16 protein-coding genes are annotated in these 13,302 nt (G+C 75.9%); 3 read left to right on the top strand and 13 right to left on the bottom strand.

The genetic code is table 11. The features are described 5' to 3' along the window. Nucleotides 1-126 precede the first annotated feature (126 nt). The 4 genes from JIG38_RS19375 to nadC form a co-directional block, all read right to left on the bottom strand. On the bottom strand, nt 127-477 hold the full coding sequence (locus tag JIG38_RS19375) for a histone-like nucleoid-structuring protein Lsr2 (protein WP_199422750.1): 351 nt from the start codon (nt 475-477) through the stop codon (nt 127-129). 104 nt (nt 478-581) lie between these two features. Beyond that, nucleotides 582-746 (bottom strand): hypothetical protein, encoded by a 165-nt coding sequence (locus JIG38_RS19370; RefSeq protein ID WP_199422749.1) that lies wholly within the window; start codon nt 744-746, stop codon nt 582-584. Between the two features lie 44 nt (nt 747-790). Continuing rightward, the gene (lysS, locus tag JIG38_RS19365; RefSeq protein ID WP_199422757.1) at nt 791-2,251 is read right to left on the bottom strand and encodes a lysine--tRNA ligase; all 1,461 of its coding nucleotides are present in this window, start codon (nt 2,249-2,251) and stop codon (nt 791-793) included. Between the two features lie 79 nt (nt 2,252-2,330). Then, the gene (gene nadC, locus JIG38_RS19360; protein ID WP_307844604.1) at nt 2,331-3,227 is read right to left on the bottom strand and encodes a carboxylating nicotinate-nucleotide diphosphorylase; all 897 of its coding nucleotides are present in this window, start codon (nt 3,225-3,227) and stop codon (nt 2,331-2,333) included. 120 nt (nt 3,228-3,347) lie between these two features. Here nadC and JIG38_RS19355 point away from each other — a divergent pair, with 120 nt between their 5' ends. From JIG38_RS19355 to JIG38_RS19345, 3 genes are all read left to right on the top strand, one after another. Beyond that, nucleotides 3,348-3,683, top strand: coding sequence for a rhodanese-like domain-containing protein (locus tag JIG38_RS19355; protein WP_307844603.1), 336 nt, complete (start codon nt 3,348-3,350; stop codon nt 3,681-3,683). 24 nt (nt 3,684-3,707) lie between these two features. Then, nucleotides 3,708-4,478, top strand: a complete 771-nt coding sequence (locus JIG38_RS19350) for a hypothetical protein (protein ID WP_199422747.1) — start codon at nt 3,708-3,710, stop codon at nt 4,476-4,478. Between the two features lie 102 nt (nt 4,479-4,580). Next, nucleotides 4,581-5,045: a pentapeptide repeat-containing protein gene (locus JIG38_RS19345; protein WP_307844602.1), complete on the top strand. Its 465-nt coding sequence runs from the start codon at nt 4,581-4,583 to the stop codon at nt 5,043-5,045. Nucleotides 5,046-5,652: 607 nt separating this feature from the next. Here JIG38_RS19345 and JIG38_RS19340 read toward each other — a convergent pair. The 9 genes from JIG38_RS19340 to folK form a co-directional block, all read right to left on the bottom strand. Next, nucleotides 5,653-5,877 (bottom strand): hypothetical protein, encoded by a 225-nt coding sequence (locus JIG38_RS19340; RefSeq protein ID WP_199422745.1) that lies wholly within the window; start codon nt 5,875-5,877, stop codon nt 5,653-5,655. A 176-nt stretch (nt 5,878-6,053) separates the two neighbouring features. Further along, complete coding sequence (locus tag JIG38_RS19335; protein ID WP_199422744.1) at nt 6,054-7,802, bottom strand: L-aspartate oxidase; 1,749 nt, start codon at nt 7,800-7,802, stop codon at nt 6,054-6,056. After that, nucleotides 7,799-8,224 carry an aspartate 1-decarboxylase gene (panD, locus tag JIG38_RS19330; RefSeq protein ID WP_199422743.1) on the bottom strand — a complete coding sequence of 142 codons (426 nt, stop codon included), beginning with the start codon at nt 8,222-8,224 and terminating at the stop codon, nt 7,799-7,801. The genes JIG38_RS19335 and panD overlap by 4 nt, the downstream gene beginning before the upstream one ends. Continuing rightward, nucleotides 8,221-9,081 (bottom strand): pantoate--beta-alanine ligase, encoded by an 861-nt coding sequence (panC, locus tag JIG38_RS19325; protein ID WP_199422742.1) that lies wholly within the window; start codon nt 9,079-9,081, stop codon nt 8,221-8,223. The genes panD and panC overlap by 4 nt, the downstream gene beginning before the upstream one ends. After that, nucleotides 9,078-10,031, bottom strand: coding sequence for a Rossmann-like and DUF2520 domain-containing protein (locus JIG38_RS19320; protein ID WP_199422741.1), 954 nt, complete (start codon nt 10,029-10,031; stop codon nt 9,078-9,080). The genes panC and JIG38_RS19320 overlap by 4 nt, the downstream gene beginning before the upstream one ends. After that, on the bottom strand, nt 10,028-11,479 hold the full coding sequence (locus tag JIG38_RS19315) for a PH domain-containing protein (RefSeq protein WP_307844600.1): 1,452 nt from the start codon (nt 11,477-11,479) through the stop codon (nt 10,028-10,030). Before JIG38_RS19315 ends, JIG38_RS19320 begins: the two co-directional genes overlap by 4 nt. Further along, the gene (locus tag JIG38_RS19310) at nt 11,476-11,985 is read right to left on the bottom strand and encodes a PH domain-containing protein (RefSeq protein ID WP_372419840.1); all 510 of its coding nucleotides are present in this window, start codon (nt 11,983-11,985) and stop codon (nt 11,476-11,478) included. The genes JIG38_RS19315 and JIG38_RS19310 overlap by 4 nt, the downstream gene beginning before the upstream one ends. A 155-nt stretch (nt 11,986-12,140) precedes the next feature. Continuing rightward, nucleotides 12,141-12,629, bottom strand: a complete 489-nt coding sequence (locus JIG38_RS19305; RefSeq protein WP_199422739.1) for a DUF3180 domain-containing protein — start codon at nt 12,627-12,629, stop codon at nt 12,141-12,143. 10 nt (nt 12,630-12,639) lie between these two features. Next, nucleotides 12,640-13,302 (bottom strand): 2-amino-4-hydroxy-6-hydroxymethyldihydropteridine diphosphokinase (folK, locus tag JIG38_RS19300; protein WP_233405299.1); only part of this gene is annotated, 663 nt, incomplete at its 5' end.

Below are 13,302 nucleotides of genomic sequence, written 5' to 3'. Positions count from 1 at the left end.
CTCCGCGCTTGGCACATCGCTCCGCGCTCGGCACATCGCTCCGCGCTCGGGCCGGGGCGTCTCCCGGACGGAGCGAGGGCCCGCCTGCGGTGCAGGCGGGCCCTCGTCGTGCGTGGTGCGGGTGGCTCAGCGGGCGTCGAACGCCGCCTTCACCTCGGCCGGGATGCGGCCGCGCTCGTTGACCGTGTAGCCGTTGGCGCGCGCCCACTCGCGGATCTCCTGGCTCTGACCGCCCGAAGCGCGCGAGCCGGACGACGACGAGCCGGAGCCCGAGGCGCGACGGCCGGTGCTGCGGGAGCGACCGCCGACGCGACGCCCGTGGCCGACCCACTGCGCGAACGAGTCGCGCAGCTGTGCGGCGTTCGCGGCGCTGAGGTCGATCTCGTAGGAGACGCCGTCGAGCGCGAACGAGACGGTCTCCTCGGCTGTTCCACCATCGAGGTCGTCGACGAGGACGACCTGGACCTTCTGTGCCATGACATTCTCTTTTCACCGCTGGGGGACGAGATGTTCGGCACACTACAGGGAATTGATGCGCGTGCGCGCGCGCCATTACACATTCTGCACGCGAGGGACGCCGATCATTCCTGGGAGCGGTCGCTCTCCTGCGTCTGCGCGTCGAGCCGCGCGAGCGCCTGACGTTCTTTCCGGTCCGCCTGGATGATCGACCGCATCGCGAACCAGAACAGCGCGCCGACGCCGATCGACGGGATCAGCGCGGCGGCGACCTGGGCGGCGGGATGCACGTCCCCATGCTACGTCCGGCCGCGGGCGAGCCCCGCCGCCGGCCTCAGGACAGCGGCTTGACCAGCGGGAACAGGATCGTCTCGCGGATGTTCGACCCGGTGAGCGCCATGAGCAGGCGGTCGATGCCCATCCCCATCCCGCCCGCGGGCGGCATCGCGAACTCCATCGCCTCGAGGAAGTCCTCGTCGAGCCGCATCGCCTCGTCGTCGCCCGCCGCCGCGAGGCGCGCCTGCGCCTCGAATCGCTCGCGCTGGATCACGGGGTCGACGAGCTCGGAGTAGGCCGTGGCCGTCTCGACGCCGCGGATGTACAGGTCCCACTTCTCGACCGCGCCCGGGATGGTGCGGTGGTCGCGCGTGAGCGGGCTCGTGTCGACCGGGAAGTCGCGCACGAATGTCGGCGCGACGAGGTGGTCGCCGACGTGGTGCTCCCACAGCTCCTCGACGAGCTTTCCGTGATTCATGCGCGCGCGGTCGATCTGCAGGTCGAACCGCTCGACGAGCCCCATGAGGTGGTCGACGGACGTCTGCGGCGTGATCTCCTCGCCCAGCGCCTGCGACAGCGAGCCGTACAGGCTGAGGTCCGTCCAGTCGCCGCCCAGGTCGTACTCCGTGCCGTCCGCGAGCGTGACCGTCGTCGTGCCGAGCGCGTCGAGCGCCGCGGTCTGGACCAGGTCGCGCGTGAGGGCGGCCATGGTGTCGTAGTCGCCGTAGGCCTCGTAGGCCTCGAGCGTCGCGAACTCGGGCGAGTGCGTCGCGTCCGCGCCCTCGTTGCGGAAGCTGCGGTTGATCTCGAAGACGCGCTCGATGCCGCCGACGACGGCGCGCTTGAGGAAGAGCTCGGGCGCGATGCGCAGCACGAGGTCGAGGTCGAACGCGTTCATGTGCGTCGTGAACGGCCGGGCCGTCGCGCCGCCCTGGACCACCTGGAGCATGGGCGTCTCGACCTCGAGGTACCCGCGGCGGTGGAAGTTCTCGCGCAGCGAGCGCACGACGGCGGCCCGCAGGCGCGCGGTGTCGCGCGCCTGCGGGCGCACGATGAGGTCGACGTAGCGCCGCCGGACGCGCGCCTCCTCCGAGAGCTCCTTGTGCAGCACGGGCAGCGGGCGCAGCGCCTTGGCGGCGACCCGCCAGTCGTCGGCGAAGACGCTCAGCTCGCCGCGGCGCGAGCTGATGACGCGGCCGTGGACGAAGAGGTGGTCGCCGAGGTCGACGTCGGCCTTGAAGCGCGCGAGCGACTCCTCGCCCACGACGGCCTGGCTGAGCATCGCCTGGAGCCGGTTGCCCTCGCCGTCCTGGAGCGTGACGAAGCACAGCTTGCCCGTCGTGCGCAGGTAGACGACGCGCGCGGCGACGCCGACCTCCACGTCGGTCTCCTCGCCGGCCTCGAGGCCCGCGTGCTCGGCGCGCACCTGCGCGACCGTCGTCGTCACCGGGACGCCGACCGGGTAGGCCTCGCGGCCCTCGGCGATGAGCCGCTCGCGCTTCTCCCGCCGGACGCGCATCTGCTCGGGCAGGTCGGCCTCGACCGGCGCAGGGGCCGCGTCGGGCACGGCCGGGGCGGCGGGGGTCGAGGTGGCGGGGTCAGCCGGGGAGGTCACCGGCCGATCCTACGAGGTCGAGCGCCAGGTCCAGGATCGGCGACGAGTGGGTGAGCCCGCCCACGGACAGGTGGTCGACGCCGGTCGCGGCGACCTCCGCGGCCCGGTCCAGCGTGAGGTTGCCCGTGGCCTCGAGGAGCACGGGCCCGGTCTCGGGCTCGCGCGCCCGGACCGCGGCGACGACCTCGGCGAGCACCGGGGGCGCCATGTTGTCGAGCAGGAGGAACCGCGCGCCGCCGTCGAGCGCCTCCATCGCCTGCGCGAGGGTGTCCGCCTCGACCTGGATCTCGACGTCCGGGAAGCGCGCCCGGACCGCCGCGACCGCGGCGGCGACCGAGCCCGCGGCGACGACGTGGTTGTCCTTGACCATCGCGACGTCGTAGAGCCCCATGCGCTTGTTGCCGCCCCCGCCCGCGCGGACGGCGTGCTTCTCGAGCGCGCGCAGGCCGGGCGTCGTCTTGCGCGTGTCGAGCACGGTTGCGCCCGCGCCCTCGAGCGCGTCGGCCCAGCGGCGGGTGTGCGTCGCGACGCCGGACGCGCGGCTCACGAGGTTGAGCAGCGTCCGCTCGGCGACGAGGAGCACCTGGACCGGCCCCGTGAGCTCGGCGACGACGTCGCCGCGGCGCACGCGCGTGCCGTCGACCACGCGCAGGACGACGTCGACCGCGGGGAGCGCGAGCCGGTCCGCGACCTGCGTCGCGACCAGCGCGACCGCCTCGAGCCCGGCGACGACGCCGTCGGCGCGCGCCACGAGGTGCGCGGTGCCGATGGCGTCCGGCGGGATGGTCGCCTGGGTGGTGACGTCGCGGCCGGGTGCGGGGCCCAGGTCCTCGTCGAGCGCGACGGAGACGAGCGCGGTCAGGCCGGGGATGTCGGTCACGGGCGTCACGGTAGCCGCCTACGCCGGCAGCGAGGGGCGGCGACCGCGCGCCGTCCGCGAGGTACGGTCGGCGCAGACCCTGACCACCGGACCTCGCTCCCCCAGCCCCCGGAGACACCCGTGCGCGAGATCGACATCCCCACCCTGCGTGCCGCGCTCGACGACGCCGCCGCCCCTGACGCCGCGCGTACGACCGTCGTCGACGTGCGCGAGACGCACGAGTTCGCGGCCGGCCACGTGCCCGGCGCCGTGAACATCCCGCTGAGCGAGTTCGTCGAGCGCGTCAGTGAGGTGACCACGCTGCCGGGCGAGGTCTTCGTCATCTGCGAGTCGGGCGGCCGCTCGGCGCAGGTCACCGCGTGGCTCGGCCAGCAGGGGTACGACGTCGCCAACGTCGCGGGCGGCACGGGCGCGTGGCGCGCGGCGGGCCTCCCGGTCGACCTGCCCTCCGCCTGAGGCGCGCGCGGGACGGGCCGCGGTGTGAGCGCCGACCGCACGCCCTACGACAGCGGCGACGTCGTCGACGCCCTCACGCGTGCCGAGCCGCTCGACGTCCGCGGTGCCTGGCTCGGCTGGGCGCGGACCCTCGTGCCGGTGTGGCGACGCGGGCTCGACGAGCACGGCCGCCTGCGCGACGACGCATCGGCCACCGCGCGCCTCCTCGAGTGGGCCGACGGCGCGTTCGACCTGCTCGACGCGTGGCACGACGGCGAGCCGGTCATCAAGGCGCGCGTGCGCGAGATCGAGCGCGCGATCGCTGGGCTCCGTCCCGGCGGTGCGTTCCAGCCCGCCGCCGGGCGGCTCTTCGTGCCCGTGTGCCAGCACGTCGCGCGCGCGCTGCAGCCGGCCGTGCGGATCACCACGGGCGCGTACCGCGAGGACGCCTTCGCGCACGTCGCCGCGTCGGGGCTGCTCGACCTCGCCGCCGCGCGCACGGTGTTCCCGCTGTCGCTCGGCGACCTCACGCAGGTCTGGGTCCGCACGCCGCGCTACGACCAGGGCGCGCACCACGCGGGGCGCGCGTACCACCGGCCGCTCGTCGAGGCGGCGCCTGGGCTGGAGCTCGGCGGGCCGGCCGAGGAGGTGCTCGCCGAGGCCGCGCGGCTCTGGTCGGTCTTCTGGGGTGAGCCCGAGGCCGTCGTCGTGCCGGAGGAGGTCTGGACAGCGCCGGACCTCGGGTGGAACGCGGACCTCGCGCGCGCACTCGACGCGGACGTCAACGGACGGCTTCTGCGGCGGGCCCGGGACTGACCGCCAGGACTGGAGCGCCGCAGACTCCACCATCCGTGAGCCCCCGCGTTCGTGTCATCTGCACGACCGTGCGACGCCCAGGGGTGCGAGACACTGCGGCACGTGAGCGCTGACTCGGAGAACGGCACGGAGTGGCGGGAACGCCTGTCCCGCCTGCGCTACGGACAGCACGTGCGTCGGCTCGACGTGAGCGGTGTGAGCTTGGTGTCCCTCGCTCTGCCGCGCTCGGTGTGGTTCGACCGTTGCCGCTTCGTCGGCGCTGACCTGCGCCACGCCACGCTCGATGGAAGCCACTTCAAGCTCTGCGACTTCACGGGTGCGGACCTGCGCGGTGCGTCGCCCCGCGGCGCCTCGTTCGCCGGGTGCGACCTGACCGGCGTGGATCTGCGGGGTGCCGATCTCTTCGATGCTCGCTTCGGTGCCGTGGGCGTGGGTGCCGGTGCGCACCCGACTCGCCTGCGGACGTCAGGTGCGACGCAGGGGCGCTCGCCGTCGCACATGTCGAAGCTGGCACGGACTCCCGCGCCCCTCCGCCTCTTCGACGCACGCGGTGAGGTGTTGAAGTAGGACTTCGGCTGCGACCCCTTGCCATCGTTCGGGATGGTCCGAGGCGTCGTCCCGCAGGTCCCAGAAGTCGTCCGCGAGTCTTCGCTCGATGTTTGCCACTGCTCCAACACAGGCCGACCGCGCCCATCCGGTCGCCGGCATGCCTGGGCGATCTCCCTTCCACTCCAGACCTGGTTGCGCCCGTCAGACCGACGCCGCCACCGCCGCCTCGCTCGGCCGCGGGAGCGGCGCGCCCGCCTCGACATCCAGGACGCCGTCGGCTCACGACGCACGACGACGCGGCGCCGCCAGCGCGAGGCGTGCTCCGGTAGTCCTGGCGGTAGTGGCCGCCACGGCTCTCGGCCTTTACTCCTGTTCTGGGCCGGACCTTCACACCGCACGTGGCCCAGCGACACGGCCTACGGCCGACGACCGGTGCGCCACAGCAGCAGGGCCGCGAGACTGCCCAGTGCGAGCGCGGTGACGGCTCCCCACACGAAGCTTCGTGTGGTCAGCCCGACAAGGCCGCTCACAGCCACCGTGAGGAGGTACAGGCTCTGCGCGCGCGTGCTGAGTCTCCACCACCGGGGCATGGGCTCGGGTCGCTTCACTGGTTCCCCGGCTCCCGTCACCGCCACGTGAAGGGAAGCCCCTGGCGCGCGAGGCGACGGACCTCGGAGATGAAGCCGACCACGACGCCGACGGACGCCACGACGAGCAGCCCCCACCATGCGCCTTCGTCCGTGACGGCGCTCTGGAGGATCAGACCGGCGAGCGCCAGCGCGCCGACGGCGAGCGAAAGCTTGCCGATGAGAGTCATGTCCCTGAGCCGGTACCCCGCTGGGCGGCGCATCCCACCACTCCTTCGTCGAGGCGACTGACGGTCCCCGTCACGATGCGACGGAATCACGCCCCGCGGTCGTGCGCCACCGATGCGGGTTTCCCCGGGGCGCTGGTGCAGCGACACGGCCCGCGTTGCGCTCCAGCCCCGCTCGACCTCGTCGAGGGGAGTGCCGGGAACCATGCCGGTCACACCGGCGCAGGCACCGCCGGCTCGCCCGGCTCGGGCAGCAGCGCGCCGGCCTCGACCTTCACGGCGCCGTCCGGCCTGAGCCGCACGACGACGCGTCGGCGCCAGTGCGGGTCCCGCTCCGGGAAGTCCTGGCGGTAGTGGCCGCCGCGGCTCTCGGCGCGCTCCAGCGCGGCCGCGGAGAGCACGGTCGCGACCGCGTGCAGGTTCGTCGTCTCCCACTCCGCGGTCTGCGGCGCGGCGACGACGCCCGGCTGCTCGTGCGCGCGCGTCGGGACCGCGGCGAGCGCGTCGAGCGCCGCCTCGAGGCCCGCGCCCGTGCGGATGACGCCGGGACCGTTCTGGGCGATGCGCTGGATGCGGCTGCGCGCGGCGCCGGCGACGAGGCCGGGCTCGCCCGGGCGCTCGACGGGCTCGCGCTGCGGGAGGTCGCCGTCGGCCACGCGCTCGGTGATGTCCTGGGCCGCGCGGTGCGCGAAGACCAGCCCCTCGAGCAGCGAGTTGGAGGCGAGCCGGTTGGCGCCGTGCACCCCTGTGCACGCGACCTCGCCGGCCGCGTACAGGCCGTCGACGTCGGCCCGCCCGCGCAGGTCGGTGACGACACCGCCCGAGTGGTAGTGCTGCGCCGGCGCGACGGGCACGAGGCCCGTCGTGAGGTCGATGCCCTCGGCGAGCAGCCGCTCGTGGATCGTCGGGAAGCGCTCGCGGAGGAAGTCGGGACCGAGGTGGCGGGCGTCGAGCAGGACGTGGTCCTCCCCCGTCCGCGCCATCTGCCGGACGATTGCGTGCGCGACGACGTCGCGCGGCGCGAGCTCGGCGAGCGGGTGGACGTCGGGCATGAACCGCACGCCGTCGGTGTCGAGCAGGATCGCGCCCTCGCCGCGCACCGCCTCGGACACGAGCGGCAGCTGGCCCTTGGCCCCCGCGCCGAGCCACAGGACGGTGGGGTGGAACTGGACGAACTCGACGTCTGCCACGGCGGCGCCCGCGCGCAGCGCCGCGGCCAGGCCGTCGCCCGTCGCCTGCGCCGGGTTGGTCGAGGACTGGAAGACCTGACCGATGCCGCCCGTCGCGAGCACGACCGCGCGGCCCAGCGCGGCGCCGACGCCGTCGCGGCTGCCCTCGCCGATGACGTGCAGGGTCACGCCGCACACGGGCCCCGGGCGGCCCTCGGCGTCGGGCGCGGCGGTGAGCAGGTCGAGCACGAGCGCGTGCTCGATCACCTCGATGCCCGGGTCCGCGCGCACCGCCTCCAGCTGGGCGACGAGCGCGCGCGAGATCTCCGCGCCCGTCGCGTCGCCGCCGGCGTGCGCGATGCGGTCCGCGCCGTGGCCGCCCTCGCGGGTGAGCGAGATGGAGCCGTCGTCGTCCGTGTCGAAGTTCGCGCCGAGGGCGACGAGCTCGCGGACGCGCGCCGGGCCCTCGGTGACGAGCACCTCGACCGCGCGCGGGTCGCACAGGCCCGCGCCCGCCACGAGCGTGTCGGTGAGGTGCGCCTCGGGCGAGTCCTCGGGGTCCAGCGCGGCCGCGATGCCGCCCTGCGCCCAGACGGTCGAGCCGGACGCGAGCACGTCCTTGGTGACGAGCAGGACGCGGGGCACGCGCGTGCGCAGCCGCAGCGCTGCGGTGAGCCCCGCGATCCCCGAGCCGACGACGACGACGTCGGCCTGGGCGGTCCAGCCCGGCGCGGGCGCGGCGAGGCGCGTCGCGAGCCGCGCCGCGCCGCGCGGGACGCCGGTCGCGCTCACCGGGCCCAGGCGACGGCCGCCGTGCGCAGCCCCGCCGGGGCGGCGCCCGGGTCGTGCCCGACGTCGGCGATGCGGTTGTCCGCGTCGACGTGGACCACGTGCGGGCTGTACGTGCGCGCCTCGGCGTCGGGCATCTGCGCGTAGGCGATGAGGATGACGACGTCGCCCGGGTGCACGAGGTGCGCGGCGGCGCCGTTGACGCAGACGACGCCCGACCCGGGCTCGCCCGCGATCGCGTACGTGGTCAGGCGCGCACCGTTGGTGACGTCGACGACGTCGACCTGCTGGCCGGGCAGGATGTCCGCGGCCTCGAGCAGGGACGCGTCGACCGTGACGGACCCGACGTAGTCGAGGTCCGCGGCGGTGACGGTGGCGCGGTGGATCTTGCCCGTCATCATCGTGCGGAGCCAGCTGTCGGTCATCGCCCCTCCAGGGTGAGCGTCACGTTGTCGATCAGGCGCGTCGTCCCGACGCGGGCGGCCACGGCGAGCACGGCCGGCCCGGTCGCGTCCGCGGCGACGTCCGTCGCCGTGTCGTCGACGAGGGCGACGTAGTCGACCACGACCCCCGGCTCGGACGCCAGGACGTCGGCCGCCGCGCGCCGCACCTCGTCGGCCGGAGCACCCGCCCCGGCGGCCGCCTGCGCGGCACGGAGCGCTCTGTTCAACGCCCGCGCCGACGCGCGTTGTTCCGCGTCGAGGTACGCGTTGCGCGAGGACAGCGCGACGCCGTCGTCGTCCCGGACGGTCTCGACGCCCACGACCTCCACGGGCACGTCGAGGTCCGCGACCATGCGCCGCACCGCCATGAGCTGCTGGGCGTCCTTGCGGCCGAAGAGCGCGACGTCGGGCCGGACGAGGTGCAGCAGCTTGAGGACCACCGTGAGGACGCCGTCGAAGTGGCCGGGGCGGTGGGCGCCCTCGAGGCGCTCGCCGAGCGCGCCCGCGCTCACGCGCACCACGGGGTCCCCGTCCGGGTACACCTGCGCGACGTCGGGGGCGAAGACGAGGTCGGCGCCCGCGCCCGCGAGCAGCGCGAGGTCGCCCTCGAGGTCGCGCGGGTAGCGGTCGAGGTCCTCGGCCGGGCCGAACTGCAGCGGGTTGACGAAGATCGTCACGACCACTTCGTCGGCGCGCTCGCGCGCGGCGCGGACGAGGCTGAGGTGGCCCTCGTGCAGCGCGCCCATGGTCATGACGACGGCGCGCGTGCGCCCCGCGCGCGCCGGGCCGAGGGCGTCGGCAAGCTCGCTCCGGGTCCGCACGAGGCGCGGGGTGGTCATCGGTCCTCCGGGGTCTCGCCGAGGGCGTCGAGGACGTCCTGGGCCTGGGACGTGGTGAGGCGCCCGCCGGCGAGCGCCCGCGCGGCCGCGGAGCGCGCGAGCGCGCGGTAGGTGGGCGGCAGGTCCGCGGCCGAGGGCTCCCGCCCGGCGAGCGCGGAGAGCTCGCGCAGGTGGGCGCGGAGCGTGCCGGCGTCGCCGCGCACGACCGGGCCGGTGAGCCCCCCGACCCCGCTCGCGGCGGCCGCCGTGCCCGCGCCGGCCGCGGAGGCCGAGCCGAGGGCGCCGTCGAGCGCGGCCCCCAGGAGCGGCCCGAGGACGCGGTCCGGCCGCTCGACGCCGGCGGCGGCGAGGGCCTGCGCGGCCTGCGCGACGAGCACGACGAGGTGGTTGGCGCCGTGCGCGAGGGCCGCGTGGTACAGCGGGCGGTCGGCCTCGGCGACGACGACGGGCTCGCCGCCGATCTCGACGACCAGGGCCTGGCCGATGGGCAGCACGGGCCCCGGCGCGGTCACGGCGAAGGTGCAGCCGCTGAGCCGGCCGAGGTCGAGCGAGGTCCCCGTGAAGGTCATCGCCGGGTGCAGCGCGAGCGGGATCGCGCCGCGCTCGCGCGCCGGCGTGAGCACGTCGGTGCCGAGCGCGCCCGCGGTGTGCACGACGATCTGCCCCGGCTGCCACGCGCCCAGCCGGGCGAGGCCCGCCACGAGGTCCGCGAGGGCGTCGTCGGGCACGGTGAGGAGCACGAGCTCGGCGCGCTCGACGACCTGCGGCACCTCGAGCGCGGGCACGCCGGGGAGCATGATCTCGATCCGCTCGCGCGACGCCGCCGAGATGCCGCTCGCGCCGACGACGGCGTGGCCGGCCGCGCGCAGCGCGCTGCCGAGCACGGCGCCCACACGTCCGGCGCCGACGACGCCGACCCCGAGGCGCCCCGGCTGGCCGCCCGCCGTCACGCGGGCACCCGGCGCATCCAGCGCTCGGGTCCGGCCGCGGCGCGGGCCCGGCGCGCGCGGTCGGCCTGCTGCCCGAGCAGCGCGCCCGCCGTCGCGGCGTCGAGGTGGGGCACGAACGGCCGCACCGGCCCGGGCGTCGAGTGCAGGACGACGGTCGCGAGGCCCAGCCGCCGCTGGAGCGGTCCCTGCGTGAGCCCGAGCGACTGCGTGCGCTCGTGCGGCACGACGACGAGCCGCCGCACGAACCGGCCGGACCGCACGAGGACGGCGCGCTCGGTGGAGACGACGGCCGTCCGGCGCCACGCGAGGGGGTCGAGCCAGCGGGCCCGCCGCGGGGACCCCACGGACCCGGGCGCGGCCCCGGTCCCCGAGAGCGCCTCGTCGAGCACGGCGCGCGGGTCCTCGACGCCGAGGTCGGGCAGCACGAGCCACAGCGCGAGGAGGGCGTCGTCGCGGTCCCCCACGGGCAGCAGGACGTTCTCGGTCTGCTGGTTCTCCGCCTTGCCGTACCCGGCGACGTTGACCTCGACGCGCCACCAGTCCTTGCGCCGCCACAGCCACGCCTGGCTGAGCCGGACGGCCTGCACCCGACCCGGGGGGAGCGTCTGCGAGCGGGACTCGAGCAGGCCGTGGCGCAGCCGGATGCCGTCGGGCGACTGCGCGGCGCGGAAGTTGAACTCGCCCGCGAACCGCTGCCACAGGTAGCCGCCGACGCCGAGCACCATGGGCAGGAGCGAGAACGCGACCGAGATCTCGCCCGACGCGACCGTCGCGACGACCGCGCCGACGATGCCGAGCGTGAGCACGACGATCGTCACCGACCGCAGCAGCGCGCCGAGCAGTCGGCCGACGGGGACCGCGAGCACCTCGCGCTCGGGCGCCGCGGGCGCCTCGGGCTGGTCCTCGGTGCCGAACTCGATGCCCGCGGAGCGCGCCAGCAGCTCGTTCCGCAGCCGCTGCGCGGCGTCCTCGCGGAGGAACGACAGGGTGACGGTCGAGTCGGAGCCGCCCGCCACCTCGAACCGCAGCTCGGCGAGGCCGAGGAGCCGCGCGAGCACCGGCTGCACGACGTCGATCGCCTGCACCCGGTCGAGGCGCGCGGTGCGGTGCTGGCGGAAGAGGACGCCCGTCTTGAGGTAGACCGCCTCCGCGTCGACGCCGTAGCGCGTCATGCGCCACGCGAGGGCGGCGTAGCCGAAGCCGAGCGCGGCGACGAGGGCGATCACCCCGACGACCGGGAGCCAGCCGACCGACCGGACCAGGTCGCCCGCGTCGAGGAGGTTGGGACCCACCTGCTGCGCGAGGATCACGAGCAGGACAGCGATGATCTTCCAGCCCTTGACCGCGGGCGTGACCGGGTGGACCCGGTGCCACACGGGCTCGCCGACGGGTCCGGCCGCGGCCGGGTCGGCCTCGGGGACCGCGGGCAGGGGGTCCTGCGCGGTCACAGCCCCGCCAGCTGCGCCTCGCCGCGCGCGGCGAGGCGGTCGCGCAGGCGCGAGGCCTCGGCGGGCGGGAGGCCGGGGATCGCGGCGTCCGTGCCGGGCGAGGCGGTGTGCAGCTGCACGCGCGCGATGCCGCACCAGCGGTCGAGCGGGCCCGCCTGGACGTCCACGAACTGCATGCGCCCGTACGGCACGACGACGATCGACCGGAACATCACGCCCTTGCGGATGAGGAGGTCGTCCTCGCGCTCGGCGTAGCCCCACGCGCGGACCTGCCGCGGCACGACGAACGCGACGAGCGCGAGCACCGCGAGGACGACGGCCGGGACCGCCCAGAGGCCCGCGAGGCCGCTCAGCACGGCGGCGACGACGCCGCCCGCCAGCGGGAGCAGGAGCGAGAGACCCGCCGTGACGAGGCGCACCGTGACGAGCCGCGGCGACACCGACTGCCACCGGACGCCGACCGGGTCGAACGGCCCGACGGCAGGGTCCACCGCGAGCGGCTCCACCGGGACCGCGACCGCGGGCGCGGGCGGCGGGGGCGGCGGCGCGGGCGGGGGCGGCACAGACGCCGCGGGCGTCGTGGCGGACCCCCCGGTCCAGGGGCCGTGCTGCCCGTGCGGCTCCGGCGGGACGGGCTGGGTCATGCCGACCATCCTTGCACTCAGGCAGCGCTGCCCGAGGCCGCCGACGCCCCCGGTCCGCCCGGCTCGTCGTCGGGCGGCGGCACCTCGCACCAGCGCTCGACGACCAGGCCGATGACGGCGAGCGCGACCGTGCAGAGCATCGCGAGGCCTGCGCTCACGGCGAGGTCGCGCCGCGCCGCGATCTCCAGGTCGCCGAGGACCACGAGCACGTGCGCCGCGTACCAGCCGCTCAGCAGCGCGCCCGTGTAGGCCGACGCCGTCGCGAGGACGACGGTGCGCGCCGCGAGCAGCGGGTCGAGCCCCGGGCGGTTGCCCTGCGTGAACTGCCGGACCGACCAGCCGAGGCTCAGGACCACGCCGGCGATGAGCAGCACGACGACCGACGACAGCAGCGGCACGGGCAGCAGCGAGGCGCCGCGGCTCTCGGCGGCGCGGAGCCCCGCGAACACCACCACCGCGGCGAGCGCGGCGATGAGCAGCAGACGCGGCCAGGGCGTGCGGCGCATCAGCGTCGGTTCACTCGGGTGCCGCCCACCAGTCGAGCGCCATCCAGCGGATGCCGCCGCGGTCCGGCGCGGTCTGGGCGAGCGCGGCGACCGGTCCCCCGCCGAGGCCGGGCAGGACGGCGTCGGGCTGGACCTGCGCCCACGGCTCGAGGACGAAGGCGCGCTCGTGCGCGCGCGGGTGGGGCAGCTCGAGGTCGTCGGCCGCGGCCACGACGCCGTCGTACACGACGATGTCGACGTCGATGGTGCGCGGGCCCCAGTGCTCGGTGCGCACCCGGCCGTGCGCGTCCTCGAGGCGGTGGCACGCGGCGAGGAGCGCGCGCGGGCTCAGCGTCGTGCGGACGAGGACGACCGTGTTGAGGAAGTCCGGCTGCTCGGGGCCGCCGACGGGCTGGGTCCGCGCGAGGGGCGCGATGGCCGTGATCTCGATGCCCGGGGCCTCGGCGAGGTCGAAGACGACCTGACGCAGGACGTCGTGGCTCGCGCCGATGTTGGAGCCGAGCGCGAGGACGGCGCCGACGGGCGCAGCGGGAGCCGCGTCGAGCCGGTCGACGGGCGGGCCGTCGACGACGGGCGCCGGGCGGGCCGGGTCCGGCGCGGGTGCGGTGAGGACCGCAGTCGCGTCCGGCGGGGGCAGCTGCGGGATGCCCACGCCCGGCGCGGGCGGCGCCGG

Origin of the sequence: Actinotalea solisilvae (assembly GCF_016464425.1) — a bacterium.
Lineage (GTDB): Bacteria > Actinomycetota > Actinomycetes > Actinomycetales > Cellulomonadaceae > Actinotalea > Actinotalea solisilvae.
The sequence above is the reverse complement of the archived record's forward strand: the minus strand, read 5'-3'. Positions and strand labels throughout refer to the sequence as shown.

What these genes read in the sequence shown, in the direction of transcription:
- panD (WP_199422743.1), bottom strand. Translation starts at nt 8,224, where the DNA reads ATGACCGACAGCTGGCTCCGCACGATGATGACGGGCAAGATCCACCGC.
- panC (WP_199422742.1), bottom strand. Translation starts at nt 9,081, where the DNA reads ATGACCACCCCGCGCCTCGTGCGGACCCGGAGCGAGCTTGCCGACGCC.
- JIG38_RS19340 (WP_199422745.1), bottom strand. Translation starts at nt 5,877, where the DNA reads ATGCGCCGCCCAGCGGGGTACCGGCTCAGGGACATGACTCTCATCGGC.
- JIG38_RS19375 (WP_199422750.1), bottom strand. Translation starts at nt 477, where the DNA reads ATGGCACAGAAGGTCCAGGTCGTCCTCGTCGACGACCTCGATGGTGGA.
- JIG38_RS19305 (WP_199422739.1), bottom strand. Translation starts at nt 12,629, where the DNA reads ATGCGCCGCACGCCCTGGCCGCGTCTGCTGCTCATCGCCGCGCTCGCC.
- lysS (WP_199422757.1), bottom strand. Translation starts at nt 2,251, where the DNA reads ATGCGCGTCCGGCGGGAGAAGCGCGAGCGGCTCATCGCCGAGGGCCGC.